This is a genomic window from Salmonella sp. SAL04214 (genome assembly GCF_046550615.1).
In the GTDB taxonomy this organism is placed as follows: domain Bacteria; phylum Pseudomonadota; class Gammaproteobacteria; order Enterobacterales; family Enterobacteriaceae; genus Salmonella; species Salmonella enterica.
Map to the genome: position 1 here is coordinate 296,990 of NZ_JBGDXT010000005.1, position 17,351 is coordinate 314,340.

General features: G+C 51.7%; 15 protein-coding genes. 6 read left to right on the forward strand and 9 right to left on the reverse strand.

Annotated features, from left to right (window positions below):
• Nucleotides 1-198: 198 nt before the first annotated feature.
• Nucleotides 199-1,086: a phosphoserine phosphatase SerB gene (serB, locus tag ACLJQD_RS11585; RefSeq protein ID WP_000022911.1), complete on the forward strand. Its 888-nt coding sequence runs from the start codon at nucleotides 199-201 to the stop codon at nucleotides 1,084-1,086.
• A gap of 32 nt (nucleotides 1,087-1,118) precedes the next feature.
• Nucleotides 1,119-2,441 (forward strand): MFS transporter, encoded by a 1,323-nt coding sequence (locus ACLJQD_RS11590; protein WP_000023807.1) that lies wholly within the window; start codon nucleotides 1,119-1,121, stop codon nucleotides 2,439-2,441.
• Between the two features lie 43 nt (nucleotides 2,442-2,484).
• Here ACLJQD_RS11590 and cirA read toward each other — a convergent pair whose 3' ends face one another.
• From cirA to yieE, 3 genes are all read right to left on the reverse strand, one after another.
• A complete protein-coding gene (gene cirA, locus ACLJQD_RS11595) occupies nucleotides 2,485-4,476 on the reverse strand; it encodes a catecholate siderophore receptor CirA (RefSeq protein WP_017442006.1) in 1,992 nt (663 codons plus the stop codon).
• A gap of 345 nt (nucleotides 4,477-4,821) precedes the next feature.
• The gene (lysP, locus tag ACLJQD_RS11600) at nucleotides 4,822-6,291 is read right to left on the reverse strand and encodes a lysine-specific permease (RefSeq protein ID WP_000534999.1); all 1,470 of its coding nucleotides are present in this window, start codon (nucleotides 6,289-6,291) and stop codon (nucleotides 4,822-4,824) included.
• Between the two features lie 189 nt (nucleotides 6,292-6,480).
• Entirely contained in the window at nucleotides 6,481-7,344 is an 864-nt protein-coding gene (yieE, locus tag ACLJQD_RS11605) for a DNA-binding transcriptional regulator YeiE (protein ID WP_000548316.1), read from the reverse strand.
• Nucleotides 7,345-7,464: 120 nt separating this feature from the next.
• Here yieE and ACLJQD_RS11610 point away from each other — a divergent pair, with 120 nt between their 5' ends.
• Nucleotides 7,465-8,514, forward strand: a complete 1,050-nt coding sequence (locus ACLJQD_RS11610; RefSeq protein ID WP_000137966.1) for a YeiH family protein — start codon at nucleotides 7,465-7,467, stop codon at nucleotides 8,512-8,514.
• 78 nt (nucleotides 8,515-8,592) lie between these two features.
• Nucleotides 8,593-9,450, forward strand: a complete 858-nt coding sequence (nfo, locus tag ACLJQD_RS11615; protein ID WP_000873910.1) for a deoxyribonuclease IV — start codon at nucleotides 8,593-8,595, stop codon at nucleotides 9,448-9,450.
• Nucleotides 9,451-9,514: 64 nt separating this feature from the next.
• Here nfo and fruA read toward each other — a convergent pair whose 3' ends face one another.
• The 3 genes from fruA to fruB are packed head-to-tail and all read right to left on the reverse strand — an operon-like array spanning nucleotide 9,515 to nucleotide 13,288.
• Nucleotides 9,515-11,203 carry a PTS fructose transporter subunit IIBC gene (gene fruA, locus ACLJQD_RS11620; protein ID WP_000854408.1) on the reverse strand — a complete coding sequence of 563 codons (1,689 nt, stop codon included), beginning with the start codon at nucleotides 11,201-11,203 and terminating at the stop codon, nucleotides 9,515-9,517.
• 16 nt (nucleotides 11,204-11,219) lie between these two features.
• Nucleotides 11,220-12,158, reverse strand: coding sequence for a 1-phosphofructokinase (gene fruK / locus ACLJQD_RS11625; RefSeq protein ID WP_017442007.1), 939 nt, complete (start codon nucleotides 12,156-12,158; stop codon nucleotides 11,220-11,222).
• Nucleotides 12,158-13,288 (reverse strand): fused PTS fructose transporter subunit IIA/HPr protein, encoded by a 1,131-nt coding sequence (fruB, locus tag ACLJQD_RS11630; protein WP_000487287.1) that lies wholly within the window; start codon nucleotides 13,286-13,288, stop codon nucleotides 12,158-12,160. Before fruB ends, fruK begins: the two co-directional genes overlap by 1 nt.
• A 368-nt stretch (nucleotides 13,289-13,656) precedes the next feature.
• Between fruB and setB the strand changes: the two genes are divergently transcribed.
• Entirely contained in the window at nucleotides 13,657-14,838 is a 1,182-nt protein-coding gene (gene setB, locus ACLJQD_RS11635; protein ID WP_017442008.1) for a sugar efflux transporter SetB, read from the forward strand.
• Nucleotides 14,839-14,902: 64 nt separating this feature from the next.
• On the opposite strand, the gene ACLJQD_RS11640 is transcribed toward setB, so the two are convergent.
• The 3 genes from ACLJQD_RS11640 to ACLJQD_RS11650 form a co-directional block, all read right to left on the reverse strand.
• Complete coding sequence (locus ACLJQD_RS11640; RefSeq protein WP_017442009.1) at nucleotides 14,903-15,568, reverse strand: GNVR domain-containing protein; 666 nt, start codon at nucleotides 15,566-15,568, stop codon at nucleotides 14,903-14,905.
• 1 nt (nucleotide 15,569) lies between these two features.
• Nucleotides 15,570-15,692 carry a membrane protein gene (locus tag ACLJQD_RS11645; RefSeq protein ID WP_001519564.1) on the reverse strand — a complete coding sequence of 41 codons (123 nt, stop codon included), beginning with the start codon at nucleotides 15,690-15,692 and terminating at the stop codon, nucleotides 15,570-15,572.
• 387 nt (nucleotides 15,693-16,079) lie between these two features.
• Entirely contained in the window at nucleotides 16,080-16,334 is a 255-nt protein-coding gene (locus ACLJQD_RS11650) for a zinc/iron-chelating domain-containing protein (protein WP_023209193.1), read from the reverse strand.
• A gap of 323 nt (nucleotides 16,335-16,657) precedes the next feature.
• On the opposite strand from ACLJQD_RS11650, the gene yeiP reads away from it, so the two are divergent.
• Nucleotides 16,658-17,230: an elongation factor P-like protein YeiP gene (yeiP, locus tag ACLJQD_RS11655; protein WP_001136822.1), complete on the forward strand. Its 573-nt coding sequence runs from the start codon at nucleotides 16,658-16,660 to the stop codon at nucleotides 17,228-17,230.
• Nucleotides 17,231-17,351 lie beyond the last annotated feature (121 nt).

The window sequence follows — 17,351 nt, forward strand, 5'->3', positions numbered from 1 at the left end:
AGTGTCATTCGCGTTCAGTAATAAATAACATCCTCGCACAGTTGGCATATCAAAAGTGATACCTTTTGTGTCTGAACTTTACCTGGTATCAAAAACAACGCTTTTTTAGCCCTTTTCTGGCTGTGATATCTGTGATAGCACGAGATTCCACGCCGCAAAAGAGCCATTATAATACCCGTAAATTAAGGGAGTTATCATATGAGCATTATTTATTTTATTACTACACAGGATATCGATACGTTTCAGAAAAAATTACAGGAAACGTTATTTAATGCCGTCACCATGCCGTTTCCGCTATTATTTGATAAACGTTATGCCGCGCTTATCAATACCGCTTATTTAAAGCTTACGCTGCCAGCGGAATGTCTGACGCCTGAATTTTATCGCTATTTACGCGAACTCTCATTGCAATGGCAGTTTGATTTTTTTATTAAGCCGCAGCCACTGCCTGCTAACGGTATTATCGCGTTTGATATGGACTCGACATTTATTGCGGAAGAAGGCGTGGATGAAATTGCCCGCGAGCTTGGCATGTCGACGCAAATCACCGCCATTACCCAACAGGCGATGGAGGGCAAGCTTGATTTTAACGCCAGTTTTACCCGACGTATCGGAATGTTGAAAGGCACACCGAAAGCAGTGCTGAACGCCGTATGCGATCGCATGACCCTTTCGCCAGGCCTGTTAACTATTCTGCCAGTCATCAAGGCCAAAGGATTTAAAACCGCGATTATCTCCGGGGGACTGGATATATTCACCCAGCGTCTAAAAGCGCGATATCAACTGGATTATGCCTTTTCGAATACGGTTGAAATACGCGATAACGTTCTGACGGATAACATTACCTTACCGATTATGAACGCCGCAAACAAAAAACAGACTCTGGTTGACCTGGCTGCCCGGTTAAATATTGCCACGGAGAATATTATTGCCTGCGGCGATGGCGCCAACGATCTGCCGATGTTAGAACATGCTGGCACCGGTATTGCCTGGAAAGCGAAGCCGGTTGTACGGGAAAAAATCCACCATCAGATTAATTATCACGGTTTCGAATTGCTTCTTTTTCTTATTGAAGATGAATTATAACGCGACTCACCTCGCCGGAAGGGAATTTTAAAATGAGTATAAAAACATTTATTTTCAGCCAGCCCGATAAGCCGATTGTAAAAGAGAAAAAAGAGATAGACCAGACCTATAAAAAATTTCGTTTTGAGATTATCGCCTCGGTCTTTATCTCTTATGCCGTCTTTTATCTTACCCGTAAAAACTTCTCCGCCGCGATGCCGGCCATGCTGACGGAAACGTCGCTGACCGCAGAAGACTTCGCCATTATGTCTTCTATTTTTTACATTCTTTATGGCGCGATGAAGTTTGTCGGCGGGATGCTGGTCGATAAAATTAACCCGAAAGCCATGACCGGCCCGGTGCTGATTGGCGTGGGGATTGTAAATATTCTGTTCGGCTTTTCCGACAGCGTGGCGGCATTCTACGTGCTGTACAGTCTCAACGCGATCTTACAGGGCACCAGCTTTCCGCCGATGGCGAAAATTATGGCCTCGTGGTTTTCGAAAAACGAACGGGGACGCTGGTGGGCTATCGTTGAAGCGGCGCACAATATCGGCGGCAGCCTCGCGCCGCTGCTGACCAGTTTTGCTATCGCCTTTAGCGGTAGCTGGAAAATGGGATTTTATGTTCCCGGCGCCATTTCGCTGCTGATGGGGATAGTGGCGCTATTTACCATTAAAGATCGTCCCGGTACGTTAGGTTTGCCCAACGTGGGGCAGTGGCGTAACGACCCGACGGAACTGGCCCAGGTCAAGGCCAGCCCGGTCAACCTGAGCTTCTGGCAGATTTTTGTGAAATATATCCTGACCAATCCACTGGTATGGATCATTATTATCGGTGATATGTCGGTTTATATTGCGCGCACCATCCTTAACGACTGGCCGCAGATTTACTATTCGCAGGTTCACGGCTGGAGCCTGATAAAAGCGAACTCGATTATTTCCTGGTTTGAGGCGGGCGGACTGGCAGGTGGGTTGCTGGCAGGCTACTTGTCTGACTTTATGTTCAAAAGTAACCGCTGGATGACCGGATTAATCTTCGCGTTAGCGCTGTGCATATGCATCGTGCTGGTGCCGCTGGTTCAGGATACCTCTTACACCCTCACCGCGATTCTGTTCACCATCATGGGCTTCGCCTTATACGGACCGCATATGCTTTTTGCCGTCGGCTGTCTGGATGTGACCCATAAGGATGCGGCGGGATCGATTACCGGCTTTCGGGGATTGTTCAGCTATGTCGGCGCGGCAATGGCCGGTGTGCCGGTAATTATGGTGAAAAATAGCTGGGCGTGGTCGGGCGTTTATATCTATGCGGTGATCGCCATTCTGCTAACGACTCTGTCGCTGGCGCTGCTCTCCAGGCTGCATCGGTTATAACATTCTGGCGACAGCTGCAAAACGCGGCTGTCGCCAGTCTCTGTCAGAAACGGTAATCCACCGCCATAAAGTAACGACGTCCGTCTTCGGTATAACCGTAGTCGTCGCGTTTGAGATCTTTATCGCCCACGTTCAAAACGCCCGCACGCAGTTTAACGTTTTTCGTCGCCTGCCATGCCGCGCCGGTATCCCAGACCACGTACCCGCCCGGCGTTTTCGCCGTTGCGCTGTCGGCCCGCTTACGCCCGGTATAATTCCCTGATACGTAGAATGACCAGTCTTCGAGCTGCGCCGGTTTCCAGTCCAGCGTACCGTTCGCGGTGTGGAACGGCAGATCGGAAAGCGGCTTGTTCCCGCCATTACTGACGTCGCGTCCGTCGTTATAGGTGTAATTCAACGACAGTTTCCACGCCTCGTTAAACGGAACTTTCAACTCGGTTTCCACGCCCTGAATACGTGCTTTATTCACGTTGTAATAACGGAAGACCGGAACGCGCTGTCCCCGACTGTTGGTTTCGAAACCGACAAAGTTGGAATAGCCGGGCGCGGCGTTAACGTCAGGGGTACGACTAATGCTGATGCGATTGTCCACATCGTTACGGAACGTGGTAACGCTCGCTTCCACGCCCTCCAGTATGCCTTCTTCGCCACGGTAATAAAGGCCGAGCTCCCAGCTTTCACTGGTTTCAGGTTTCAGATCCGGGCTACCGATAATGCGGCATCCGCCACGGCAGGAGTTGGTCGCCCAGTCCGGACTTAATTGCAATAGCGACGGCGCTTTAAAGGCCGTGGCCCACCCACCTTTCACCGTCAGGGTATCCGTTGCGTTATAGACCAGATAAGCACGCGGGCTCCAGTGATCGCCATAGGTTTCATGGTCATCCATACGAATACCGGTGGTCAGCGCCAGCGGTTCGAAGATGCGCCACTCATCTTCAAGGAACAGAGCATACTGGCTGGCGGAGGTTTTAGTACTGGAACCGCCGGTCAGGTTCACCGCATCGCTCAGTTTATCGTGACGCCATTCGCCGCCGAAGGTGAGGAACTGGTTGACAGACGCTAACGGCAGAACGTATTTCCCGTCAATCGAATTGCTTTCTGACGTGATAGGGCTACTGTTGCCGGGGTTTTTGTTTTCCACTTTTTCGCCGTAGAACTTGAGCTCGCTGTTGCCGAGCTCCCAACGTCCGTTATGGCTCAACGCGTAGTTTTGCCGTTCCAGACGATTTTTATCCAGCGAGTCGGAGTCCCGATCCTGGCGATCAAAACCGTAGCCTGCGGTAACGTCATGATTTTCGTTTGGTGTCCAGGCAAACTCGACGTTTCCATCCCGGCTGGTAAATCCTTCAATGCGCGGCGTTTCACCCGTAGCGGTGGTGGCGGAACTCTGCTGCTCGTCTTTTTCGCGTTTCGCCAGGCTACCGTAGGCTTTCATTCCCAGCACGCCGTCGATCAGCGGACCGCTGGTAAAGAACTGACCGTTATAAGTATCGCCACGGTCGCGATGTTCCTGAATAGTGGAGTCAACCGTGACGCTGCCGTGCCATTTCTGACCAATTTTTTTGGTGATAATGTTGACCACGCCGCCCAGCGCATCGGAGCCATACAGCGAGGACATGGGGCCACGCACCACTTCAATACGTTCGATAGCGTCAACCGGTATCCAGTTCAGATCAAAATCATTATGGCGGAAGACCGCGTTACGGGAGTTAACGCGCTTACCGTCGATCAGGATCAGCGTATAACTGCTGTCCAGACCACGAATACTCACGCCTTTACGGTTATCCCCTTCGTTAGTGAGCTGTACGCCCGGCACCTCTTTCAGGACATCTTTCAGGTTTTGCACGGGCCTGCGCTGTAAATCTTGTTGGGTAATGACGCTGATACTTGCTGGCGCATCTTTCAGATTTTGTTCGATGGCGGACGCGGTAACGACCATGGTTTCACCATCATCCGTTGCCGCGGCAACCGGCCAGGCCAACGTAACTGCGGACATACAAAGCCCTACCCGAACGAAAGGGTTAAACCTAAACATTCCATTTCTCCATGAGGTAAATACGACAAAAAAAATCGGTTATCGCTCACAACGCATTACGTTTCGCCTGCGATAACGGTTATCACGGCGAACTCTTTTTATGCAGGCGAGTCGGGCTCATTAGTGACGGTCGCGCCCGAATCTTCATCCTTTCTGATTTCGAGCGTAACGATAAAGCAAACGATAATAATTATCAATTTAATTGTTAATAATTATGTCATTTGAACCAATCATAAAGAAAAAACAAAAAACCCTCTCGAATGAGAGGGTTAGAAGGGTCAGGTTCAGGCAGTCCGTGCCGGATAGCGGCATAAAGCCTATCCGGCCTATGACGAGAATACCGCGTTACTTTTTAACGCGTTCCGGGAAGTGCATTTCGCTATAGCGCACGAAATGCGTACCTTTTATCAGCTTGTAGCCGAACCAGATAAGCAGGAACAGCGGAATACCGATATAGGTCGCCGCGACGCCGCCCCAGTCGATGGTATCTTTCAGGAACGCTTCATAGTTCTGCCCCAACGTAATAATCAGGCACAGTACAAAGGCGAAAATCGGCCCCAGCGGGAAGAACCCGGAACGGTACGGCAAATCATTCACATCATACCCTTGTATCACGTAACCGCGACGGAAGCGATAATGGCTAATGGCAATCCCCAGCCAGGCGATGAAGCCCGTCATACCGGAGGTGTTCAACAGCCACAGATAGACCGTCTGGTTGCCGAACATTGAGGTCAAAAAGCAAAGACCGGCAATCACGGTGGTGGCATAAAGCGCATTGCGCGGTACGCCGCCGCGGGACAATTTCGCAAAAATACGCGGGGCCTTACCGTCACAGGCCAGGGTGTAGAGCATACGGGTCGAGGCATACATCCCGGAGTTACCCGCAGACAGTACTGCAGTCAGGATAACCGCATTCATTATCGCCGCCGCAGACAACAAGCCCGCATGCTGGAACACTAAGGTAAACGGACTGACGCTAATGTCTTTGACGTCGTTACGCAGCAGGTTTGGATCGGTATAAGGAATGATCAGGCTGATAATCAAAATCGCGAAAACATAAAACAGCAGAATACGCCAGAACACCTGACGCACCGCGCGCGGAATATTCTTCTCCGGGTTTTCAGATTCCCCGGCGGCAATACCAATCAGCTCAGTTCCCTGGAAAGAGAAGCCCACGATCATCGCGACGCCAATCATTGCCGCAAAACCGCCAGCAAAAGGCGCATCGCCCGTCGTCCAGTTGCTCCAGCCGACCGGCTCAACACCTTTAAAGATACCGATAATCATCGCTACGCCAACGATGATGAAGATAATAACGGTCGCGACTTTAATTAACGAGAACCAGTACTCCGCCTCGCCAAAACCGCGTACAGAAATGTAGTTCAGCAAGAAAATGACGCAGAGGAATAGCGCGCTCCAGATCCAGCCCGGCGTGTCCGGGAACCACCAGCCCATCACCAATTGTGCGGCAACCAGGTCAACAGCGATAGTCACCGCCCAGTTGTACCAGTAGTTCCAGCCCAGCGCGAAACCAAAGCCTTCTTCCACATAGTTCTGACCATATGTCGCAAACGAGCCAGATACCGGCATATAGGCCGCCAGCTCGCCAAGACTGGTCATCAGGAAGTAGACCATCAAACCAATCAGAATATAAGAAAACAGCGCGCCGCCTGGCCCCGCCTGAGAAATTGTCGCACCAGATGCAACGAAAAGACCTGTCCCGATGGAGCCGCCAATGGCAATCATCGTCAGGTGACGCGCCTTTAATTCGCGACGTAGCGCGGGCGCTTCTGTGGTTTTAGTTTTGGAACCCATGTGAAAATGCTATCCATCCAAAAAATGAGGCGCGATTGTAACAGACGAAATACTATCCTTCCGACACAAATGCGCGGTTATAAGAGACCTTCATGACCGGCCACGGATTATAAGTAAAGCAGAGAATAACGTATACGTAAGCGGATACTAAAAATGGCGATGCCGCCCGGGCAGCCCTCCTCTTCACCTTTATTCACAGTAACTCAAAAAACGCTGCAACGCGTTAGAAAGATGTTTCTGCCGATGATGAACACGCCACAACGTGCGCACCAGGCGCGGTAACGGCACCGCGACTTCGCCCAGGGTTCCCGCCTGGAGTTGTTCAGCAATCACCCGGCGCGATAAACAGCTTATCCCCAGTCCATGACGCACCGCATGTTTGATCGCTTCTGAATTCCCCAACTCCATCGCCATATGAAAGCGCGGCAAATGCGACAACAGCAAATAATCGACAATTTCCCGCGTACCGGAACCGCGCTCGCGTAAAATCCATGGGGATGCCGCAAGCTGTTCCAGCGTCACCGGCCCCTGCGTCAGCGGCGAGGACGGCGCGGCAAAGACCACCAGCTCATCTTCCAGCCACGGCTCAGAAATAATCTCTGTACTGTGACATGGTCCTTCAATCAGGCCGATATCAACCCGAAAATCCAGCACCGCGTTAATCACGTCCTGGCTGTTTCCCACGCTGAGTTCCAGCGGCAAGGCCGGATAATGCTGGCGATAGCGGGCAATCATGGCGGGTAAAATGTAATTGCCGATGGTGCTACTGGCATAAACCCGTATCGCGCCGTTATCCTCACGAAATAGCTGCTCAATTTCTACCGCTTGCTCCAGCAATGCCAGCGCGCGCGGGTATAACAAGCGCCCGTGTTCGTTGACCACCAGCCGTTTCCCCACCCGATCAAACAACTGTACGCCGAGCTGACCTTCCAGATCGGTGAGCGCGGCGCTAACGGCGGACTGCGATAATGACAGCATGACCGACGCCTGGGTTGTTGAACCGCTTTTCAGTACTTCAGCAAACACTTCAAGTTGTCGTAGCGTAATATGCATAGTCGTATCCCACCGATAGCGTTTCACTTACCACTTATAAAGATTAATTATAAATATATAATCAATTTTATTTTTAAACCAGATCACCGTAACCTTATTGTCCATATACAGGAGAAGGTTATGACAGAACTCACCTTGCAGAATCATCGTCGTACAATGTGGCATTTTATACCGGGGCTCGCTCTGAGCGCCGTCATTACAGGAGTCGCCCTGTGGGGCGGCGCTATCCCTGCCGTTGCAGGCGCGGGGTTCAGCGCCCTGACCCTGGCTATCCTGCTGGGTATGGTTATCGGGAATACCGTCTATCCACAAATATGGAAACAATGCGACGGCGGCGTGCTGTTTGCAAAACAACATCTGCTGCGTTTAGGGATTATCCTTTACGGCTTCCGCCTTACCTTTTCACAAATCGCCGACGTGGGCATTAGCGGCATTGTGATTGACGTATTAACGCTTTCCAGCACGTTCATGCTGGCCTGCTTCTTAGGCCAAAAAGTCTTTGGTCTGGACAGGCACACCAGCTGGCTGATTGGCGCCGGTAGCAGTATCTGCGGCGCGGCGGCGGTACTGGCGACAGAACCGGTGGTAAAAGCGGAAGCCAGTAAGGTTACTGTAGCCGTCGCGACTGTCGTTATTTTCGGCACCATCGCTATTTTCCTTTACCCGGCAATGTATCCGCTGCTGGCGCACTGGTTCAGCCCGGAAACTTACGGCATCTATATCGGCTCAACCATGCATGAAGTCGCGCAAGTGGTCGCAGCGGGTCATGCCGTTAGCCCGGATGCGGAAAATGCGGCAGTTATCGCTAAGATGCTGCGTGTCATGATGCTGGCGCCGTTCCTGATCATTCTGGCGGCACGCGTTAAACAGCTTTCACCGGCGACCGGCGCGGAAAAAAGCAAAATTACCATTCCGTGGTTTGCTATTTTCTTCATCGTAGTGGCGATCTTCAACTCTTTCCACCTGCTGCCGAAAGCCGTGGTGGATATGCTGGTGACGCTGGACACGGTGCTGCTGGCGATGGCGATGGCGGCGTTGGGTCTGACCACTCACGTTAGCGCATTGAAAAAAGCGGGGGCGAAACCGCTGCTGATGGCGCTGGCATTATTCGCCTGGCTGATTATTGGCGGTGGCGCCATTAACGTCCTAATCCATAGCCTTATCGCATAAATTATTACGTTTCACGCCTGTTAACCCGTTATCATAGCGTTCGTAATGAACCGTTAGCGGGTTTAACAGGAGTCTTTTATGAAATACATCGGAGCGCACGTCAGCGCTGCTGGCGGTCTGGCTAACGCCCCTGCCCGCGCGGCTGAAATTGGCGCAACGGCCTTTGCGCTTTTCACAAAAAACCAGCGTCAGTGGCGTGCCGCCCCCCTTACTCCCCAGGTCATTGATGACTTTAAAATCGCCTGTGAAAAGTATCATTTCTCGGCGGCGCAAATTCTTCCCCACGATAGTTACCTGATTAATCTGGGCCATCCGGTCAGTGAAGCGCTGGAAAAATCACGCGATGCCTTTCTCGATGAAATGCAGCGCTGTGAACAACTCGGCTTAACCTTGCTTAATTTTCATCCCGGTAGCCATCTGATGCAGATTGCACAGGAGGATTGCCTGGCGCGGATCGCGGAATCCATCAATATTGCCCTCGCGCAGACCGAGGGCGTTACGGCGGTTATCGAAAATACAGCCGGTCAGGGCAGTAATCTGGGGTTTGAGTTTGAACAGTTAGCCGCCATCATCGACGGCGTGGAAGATAAGTCGCGCGTTGGCGTCTGTATCGATACCTGCCATGCCTTTGCCGCCGGATACGATCTGCGTACGCCAGAGGCGTGCGAAAAAACGTTCGCCGAATTCGGGAAAATTGTCGGATTTCAGTATTTGCGCGGAATGCACCTGAACGACGCCAAAAGCGCCTTCGGTAGCCGCGTTGACCGCCATCACAGCCTGGGTGAAGGCAATATCGGCCACGATGCGTTTCGTTGGATTATGCAGGATGGGCGTTTTGACGGTATTCCGCTGATACTGGAGACCATCAATCCTGATATCTGGGCGGAAGAGATTGCGTGGTTAAAAGCCCAGCAAATTGCCGAAGCGGTGGCCTGACGCTCAATGTTCTTCAGGCAATAAAAAAGGCAGAGCGCGCTCTGCCTTTTTTAGCGTGTTTCTCTTACGCCGCTTTTGCCGCGACTTCCGTCTCCGGACGTTTCAGGACGGCATAAGCCAGCCCTGCCACCAGCGTACCGGCCACAATTGCCAGCAGATATCCCAATACCGGCGTAATTGCGCCTGGGATAAGCAGAACAAACAGACCGCCATGCGGCGCCATCAATTTTGCGCCTACCGCCATAGAAATGGCCCCGGTCAACGCGCCGCCAACGATACAGCACGGCAGTACACGCATCGGGTCGCGTGCCGCAAACGGAATAGCGCCTTCAGTGATAAAGCACAGCCCCAGCACCAACGCCGCTTTACCGCCTTCCTGCTGCGCTTTGTCGAACTTACGACGCGCCACCATCGTAGCCAGACCCAGCGCTAACGGCGGTACCATACCTGCGGCCATGATCGCCGCCATCGGCGCGTAAGTTTGCGTACTCAGCAGACCAACGCCAAACGCATACGCCGCTTTGTTCACCGGGCCGCCCATGTCGGTACACATCATCCCGCCGAGAATCGCGCCCAACAGCACTGCGTTTGCGGTTCCCATGGTTTGCAGCCAGTGAGTGAGCCCTTCCAGAATCCCGGCAACCGGTTTACCGATCAGGTAAATCATTGCCAGCCCCACCACCAGACTGGAAATTAACGGGATGATCAGGATTGGCTTCAGCGCTTCCATACTTTGCGGAAGTTTCAATTTGGTACTGATAAGCTTCGCCATATACCCGGCAAGGAAGCCGGCAATGATCCCGCCGATAAAACCGGAACCGGTGCTAACCGCCAGCATACCGCCAATCAGACCTGGCGTAAGGCCTGGGCGATCCGCGATGGAGAAAGCGATATAACCCGCCAGTACCGGCACCATCAGCGCAAACGCCGAACCGCCGCCAATCTGCATCAGCGCCGCCGCCAGCGTGTCCGGCACCTTAAAGGCTTCAATACCAAAGGCGAAGGAAAGCGCAATACACAGTCCCCCGGCAACTACCATAGGCAGCATGTAAGAAACGCCCGTCAACAGATGCCGGTATGCGCCAGCGCTCTCTTTCTTCCCTTCGGTCGCCGCTTGCGATGCCTTACCCGCCGGTTGATACGGCGTCGCTTCCGCTACGGCTTTATCCAGCTCCTGCGCCGTCTTTTTCAGCGCCAGGCCGGTCGACGTGCGGTACATCGGGAGACCGGCAAACTTCGCCAGATCCACTTCGATATCCGCCGCCACAATCACTAAATCCGCTTCCGCCACCTCTTCCGGGGTGATGGCATTGCCGGCCCCCACGGAGCCGCGCGTTTCGACTTTTACCCACCAGCCGCGTTTTTTCGCTTCTGTTTCAATGGCTTCAGCCGCCATAAAAGTATGAGCGACGCCGGTCGGGCAGGCCGTTACCGCGACCACGCGTTTCGGACCGCCGCTCGCCGCAGGAGCAGCCGCAGCAGGGGCGCTGTAAGGGGTCGCATGGCTTTTGGCTTCACTCAGAAACAGTTCCGGATGCGCGACGGCGCGACCAATATCCCCCAGCCAAACCTTTTTGCCGTTCAGAGCATTGTCGTTCGGCAGAGATTCGCCCAACACGATCGCCAGCTCAGCATCATTCGGATTGTCGATAATTTCCAGATTTGCTTTATGCGCCGCCGCTCCAAGCAGGGTTTTCGCCATGTAAGCGCGAGCCTGGCCGAGATTAGCGTCAATTATCAGCAGCGTTTTCATTATGCCTCTCCTGCTGTCAGTTAAACGGTTGTAAGTCGACACGCGCCATCATTGCGGCCAACTGAGGACGATCGGTAATACCCACATTGCTCTGGCTGACCGCCAGCGCGGCAACCGCCGTCGCCAGACGCAGCGTATGTTCGCTGGACTCGCGCATCAGCAGGCCGTAAATCAATCCGCCAACCATGGAATCGCCTGCGCCGACGGTACTTACCACGTCAACCGCCGGTGGTTTAGCGATCCATTCTCCTGAGGCGTTAACCCACAGCGCGCCTTCCGCCCCCAGCGAAATCACCACATGGGCGATACCCTGTTCGCGTAACGCGTGCGCCGCATCAATCACATCTTTCATTTCCGGGAGCTTACGACACGCCCAAATTTCCAGTTCGCGGCGATTCGGTTTCACCAGCCACGGCGCAGCTTTAAGACCGGCGACTAACGCTTCACGGCTACTATCAAAGATAATGCATGGACACTGGCTGCGCAGACGCGTCATCCAGTCGGTGAACGCTTCCGGACTCACGCCAGCCGGTAAGCTACCGCTGACGCAGACCATATCGAACTGACCCAGCCAGCTCAGGGAGTCGTTAACAAAGCGTTCCCAGTCTGCGGGGGTCACGTCAAAGCCGGAAAAGTTGAAGTCGGTCACTTCGCCATCTTTTTCCGTCAGCTTCACGTTGATGCGGGTCCGGCCCTGAACCACCTGAAAGCGGTTAGCGATGCCCAGTTCGCTGAACAATTGCTGAAAACCGTCCTGGTTATCTTTACCGAGAAAACCGCCGACGGTGACGTCGATGCCTAAGTCTTTCAGCACTTTGGCAACGTTAATGCCTTTGCCCGCCGCGTGCAGACCCGTGGTTTTCACCAGGTTCACTTCGCCGCGTTCGATTTCAGGGCAAAACCCAACCAGATCGTAAGCCGGATTAAGGGTAATGGTGGCAACACGCCTGCTCATTATGCGCCCTCCCCGAGACCGGCGGCGATCGCATCGCCAATCGCTTTCAGCGCCTGTTCAGCATCTTCACCCTGCGCGGTAAAGCGCAGACGATGGCCTTTCTTCACGCCTAATGCCACCACTTTCATCAGACTACGTCCGTTTGCCGGTTTGCCGGTTCCATCAAGGTTTGTCACGGTAATTTCACTGTTAAATTGTTTAATCGTATTCACCAGCATGGTGCCCGGACGGGCATGGAGACCATGCTCATTACGCACTACAAATTCCGCGCTCAGTACGTCATCCGTCAGCGCATCATCACTGGTCAGCAACGCCAGCAGCGTCGCGGCGTCAGCGCTCAGCAGACGATCGGCTTTATTGTTCAGCAACAGGTCGCCGAGGCGTTTTAGCACGGCAATCGGCTGCTCATCGTTCATCGCGACAGTGACTAATAAGGCTGCTTTTTCACCCTCTACGTCAAACGCCTGGGTCGCACGGCTTACCGCAACAGCGCTGCGCAAATTGCCTTCCGCGCTGTCGTTCAGCCAGATGCCTTGTCCCAGATTCATCGGACTATCGTTAATCGTTTTTGCGACGAACGCCGCATCAACCGCTCCCGCCTCTTTCAGACGCGCCGCATTTAGCGCCTGCAATGTGACCAGCGAGCTGGCGATGACATCCAGCGTCATCGTCTCGTTATCAAGTTTTAATTGTTCACTTTGCTTCTCGCCCATCAGCAATGCGCGCAGCTCTTCCGCCGTTGTCGCGGATTTCAGCTGTTCAGCCACGGAGTCATCGCTCAGCACATGCGTCAGCTGACGCAGCAGGCCGAGGTGTTCATCCGAACTGGCGGCAATACCAATCGCCACGTAGGCGACCTGGCCTTCTCCCCAGGTAACGCCCTGCGGAAATTGAAAGACCTGGACGCCGGTTTTCAGCACCTGATCGCGCGTGTCTGTTGTGCCATGGGGAATCGCAATACCATTGCCAAGAAAGGTCGAGGTTTGCTGTTCGCGCGCCAGCATACCGTCAACATAGCCGCCCGCCACATTCCCCGCCTGCGCTAACGCGGCGGCAATTTGCCGAATGGCCTCTTCTTTATTTCCGGCCTGCTCGCCCGGATGAATGTCCTGAACCGATAACTGGAACATGTGTCTCCTCTCCTGCTGAATTGAAACGATTCAGCCACTATGAGAAAAAAAGCGCCAATCTGAGTTATCAAAAAAACCAGATCGCGCTGAAACGTTTCAAGAAGTCTGGATCTTTCTGCTTCAGCACGCAAGAAAAGTTACCGGTTTTGTAGCAATTTTTTGAGGTGAAGCACATTTTTTCTCCAACAGACCCTCAATAGCTGACGCATAAAAGGCTTCAGCTTTTTTCTTTCAGCTTGCGTCAGCACGCCCTGGTAACAAACTGGAATGCTATTTTGATTTTTCGTGTCGATTTTGATTCAGACGCCTGTTTATTTTCTGATGGGCAGCGTAAACTCCGCCTCTCTTCACACCACTGATATAGAAACATGCACAACAGTCCCGCCGCCGCTGCGCCCAAATCGTTTGACCTGACGTCTACCGCCTTTTTAATCGTCGCTTTTCTCACCGGTATTGCCGGTGCGTTACAGACGCCGACGCTCAGTATTTTTCTGACGGATGAGGTGCACGCCCGTCCCGGCATGGTGGGTTTCTTTTTTACCGGCAGCGCGGTTATAGGCATTATCGTGAGCCAGTTTCTGGCGGGTCGCTCAGATAAAAAAGGCGATCGCAAAAAACTGATCGTTTTCTGTTGCGTGCTGGGCATGTTGGCCTGCGTGTTGTTTGCCTGGAACCGCAACTACTTTATTTTGCTGTTCATCGGCGTCTTTCTCAGTAGCTTCGGCTCTACCGCCAACCCGCAGATGTTTGCGCTAGCCCGAGAACATGCCGATCGTACAGGTCGTGAAGCGGTGATGTTCAGCTCAATCCTCCGCGCCCAGGTCTCGTTGGCCTGGGTCATTGGGCCGCCGCTGGCCTATGCGCTGGCGATGGGTTTTAGCTTTACGGTGATGTATTTGAGCGCGGCGGTAGCTTTTATCGTCTGCGGCGTCATGGTGTGGTTCTTTTTACCGTCAATGCGCAAAGATGCGCCGCTAGCGACCGGCACGCTGGAAGCACCGCGTCGTAATCGCCGTGATACGCTGTTGCTGTTTGTCATCTGTACGTTAATGTGGGGAACTAACAGCCTGTATATCATTAATATGCCGCTGTTTATCATCAATGAGCTGCATCTTCCGGAAAAACTTGCAGGCGTGATGATGGGCACCGCCGCCGGGCTGGAGATTCCCACAATGCTGATTGCAGGTTACTTCGCCAAACGGCTGGGAAAACGCCTGTTAATGTGCATCGCCGTTGTCGCCGGACTGTGCTTTTATGCGGGTATGTTGCTGGCGCACGCACCGGCAACATTGCTCGGCTTGCAGTTGCTGAACGCGATTTACATCGGCATTCTTGGCGGGATTGGCATGCTCTATTTTCAGGATCTCATGCCAGGCCAGGCGGGTTCAGCCACCACGCTGTATACCAATACCATTCGCGTCGGCTGGATCATTGCCGGTTCGTTGGCGGGAATCGCCGCAGAAATCTGGAATTATCATGCGGTCTTCTGGTTTGCGTTAGTTATGATTGTCGCCACCATGTTCTGCCTGTCGCGTATTAAAGATGTTTAACTTGCAAGCCTGATACTTTTACTCTTCGACACATTTCAGCGCAGAGTTTATCTCTGCGCAATGTTCATGCACGGTCATTCATTGTCTTTTTCTCAATACGATATTCTGTAAGCGCCCTCCTACATAAAAGACCGGTTATTGAGAAAATTACGCCCATCAGCCCGCAAAGGACCAACACCAGCCGCATCTTATATTTTGGTGTTACAGCAACATCTATCACTTCAATGTTAGCATTATTTTTAACCGCCTCCGACAACAATGATAGCTTGGCATATGTTTCCGTTTGTAACATATTTTTATGCACACTATAACGTTTAATGTCACCGTCATCGATATACCATGCTGCCATTTTATCGACACTATTTTTCAGGGTGGAAATAATATTATTGACACTTTCTTCCCTCCCCTGCGCCTTAAAAATGACAAGCTGTTTTTTCGCGTCAAAACTTATTTTATTTTTATATTCCGTAGGCAAGAAACGGCTAAACTGGTTAAGGATAACCGTTGTTTTACATTGAATATCATTAGTATAGCCACATAACGCATAGGTAGCAGGCGTATCCAGATTAGGTTTGATCGTAATACTCACAACCTTTGTATCATGCTGCACGCTCACAAAAACATAGCCAATGGCAACAAAAATAAAGGTAGCGATCATGATACTTAGCCATTTTCTTATAAGGAATAAGGAAACGTCGACTAAATCAATTTCACTATTTTCTCCCCGCATTTCACATCCCTTTTAAAACGCTAATAGTCAACCCGAATACTGAAATAACAAAAAGCAACACCAGCGTAAAAATAAACGCCCTGGCTGCGAACGTATATTTCTTCATAAGATAAAACCCACACATAAGAATTCGAGTATTTTAAAGGAAAATAACAACACATTCACACTGGTTATATCGATCGGTAAATACATCAATGATAGATATAAACTATCAAATTCATGATATCGATCGTTATAAATAATTAAAATCGATCAAAATCCCTCTTTTTAATAGATAAAAACTATCATATAAATAAAATTGATCGTTTTTGTTTTATGTATCGGTTTATTCGGTACACGTTCAGGCACCAACGGGGTTGAGCGGCGGCATCTACCGCTTCAGAAGCCACGAAATAAGGGAATCATGTATTACGCTATTTAATGGTAAAAGGAGGTAATTTGAGGCGCAGCTTTTGCAGACTATTTCGGGATATAACGTAAGCCCCTGCACATTTATCAAAAACGGCTTAGCTCATGGTAAGGTTTTCTGTTCGAGTTCCAGCAAATAAATAATGGCCTCTTCCCGGGTCGTTAAACACATGTCCCCTGCCGGTTGCAAACCAGAGCACACTTTTGGGCGTAAAGGCGAGCCAAAGATAAGACACAAGTTATCTTCCGAAAGCTGCACACATCTGGTATTCATCGGCTTGCCATTCGGCATTCCGGGTATCGGCGACGAAATTGAAGGCGCAATACAGCAAGCGCCACAACCGCTACGACAGTCCATGCTCAGCCCTCTATTTATAACCAAATGAAAGATAACAGAATTTGTCCAAAGAAAAATCCAGATTTAAAATGTGGACGTCATCATGATCAGGCCTGCCCTCAGACATTCCGAAGACAAGGCTGGAAACAGAAGGGACAACACAGCACACTTCCCCCCTCCGGGCGACATGCCATCGCCTATTCTCGTTGAACGCGGAGCGGAAAGCGGGCGAACAGTATCACCTTTTTTGCACCAGCAAAAGTGACAATTCCACTTGCCTGGACGGCCCGGCGCGAGTAGTTTTACGCGATATTTTAGATAATCTCTACAACAGGATCTCCTCGATGCCAAGAGCGAACGAAATCAAAAAGGGTATGGTACTGAACTACAACGGCAAATTGCTGATTGTGAAAGATATCGACATTCAGTCGCCTACCGCCCGTGGCGCCGCCACACTGTATAAAATGCGTTTTTCCGATGTCCGCACCGGTCTGAAAGTGGAAGAACGTTTCAAAGGCGACGATATCGTTGATACCGTCACCCTGAGCCGTCGCGGCGTTGACTTTTCTTATGTCGATGGCAACGAATATGTGTTCATGGATAAAGAAGACTATACGCCGTATACCTTCACCAAAGATCAGATTGAAGAAGAGTTGCTGTTTATGCCTGAAGGCGGAATGCCGGATATGCAGGTTCTGACCTGGGACGGCCAACTGCTGGCGCTAGAGCTTCCGCAGACTGTGGATCTGGAAATCGTCGAAACCGCGCCGGGTATTAAAGGAGCGTCCGCCAGCGCACGTAACAAACCCGCGACATTAAGCACCGGTCTGGTGATTCAGGTTCCCGAATACCTGAGCGCAGGTGAGAAAATCCGCATTCATATCGAAGAGCGCCGTTATATGGGGCGCGCGGATTAAGTTTCGCATTTTTCGGCTGCGCCCCAGGGCGCAGTCTGACCCTTTTCTTTATTGACTGTTCTGCGCCCGGAAAGAGAAACGTTAAAAATTTAACATTTTCTGCTCTTAAGATGGCAGAAGC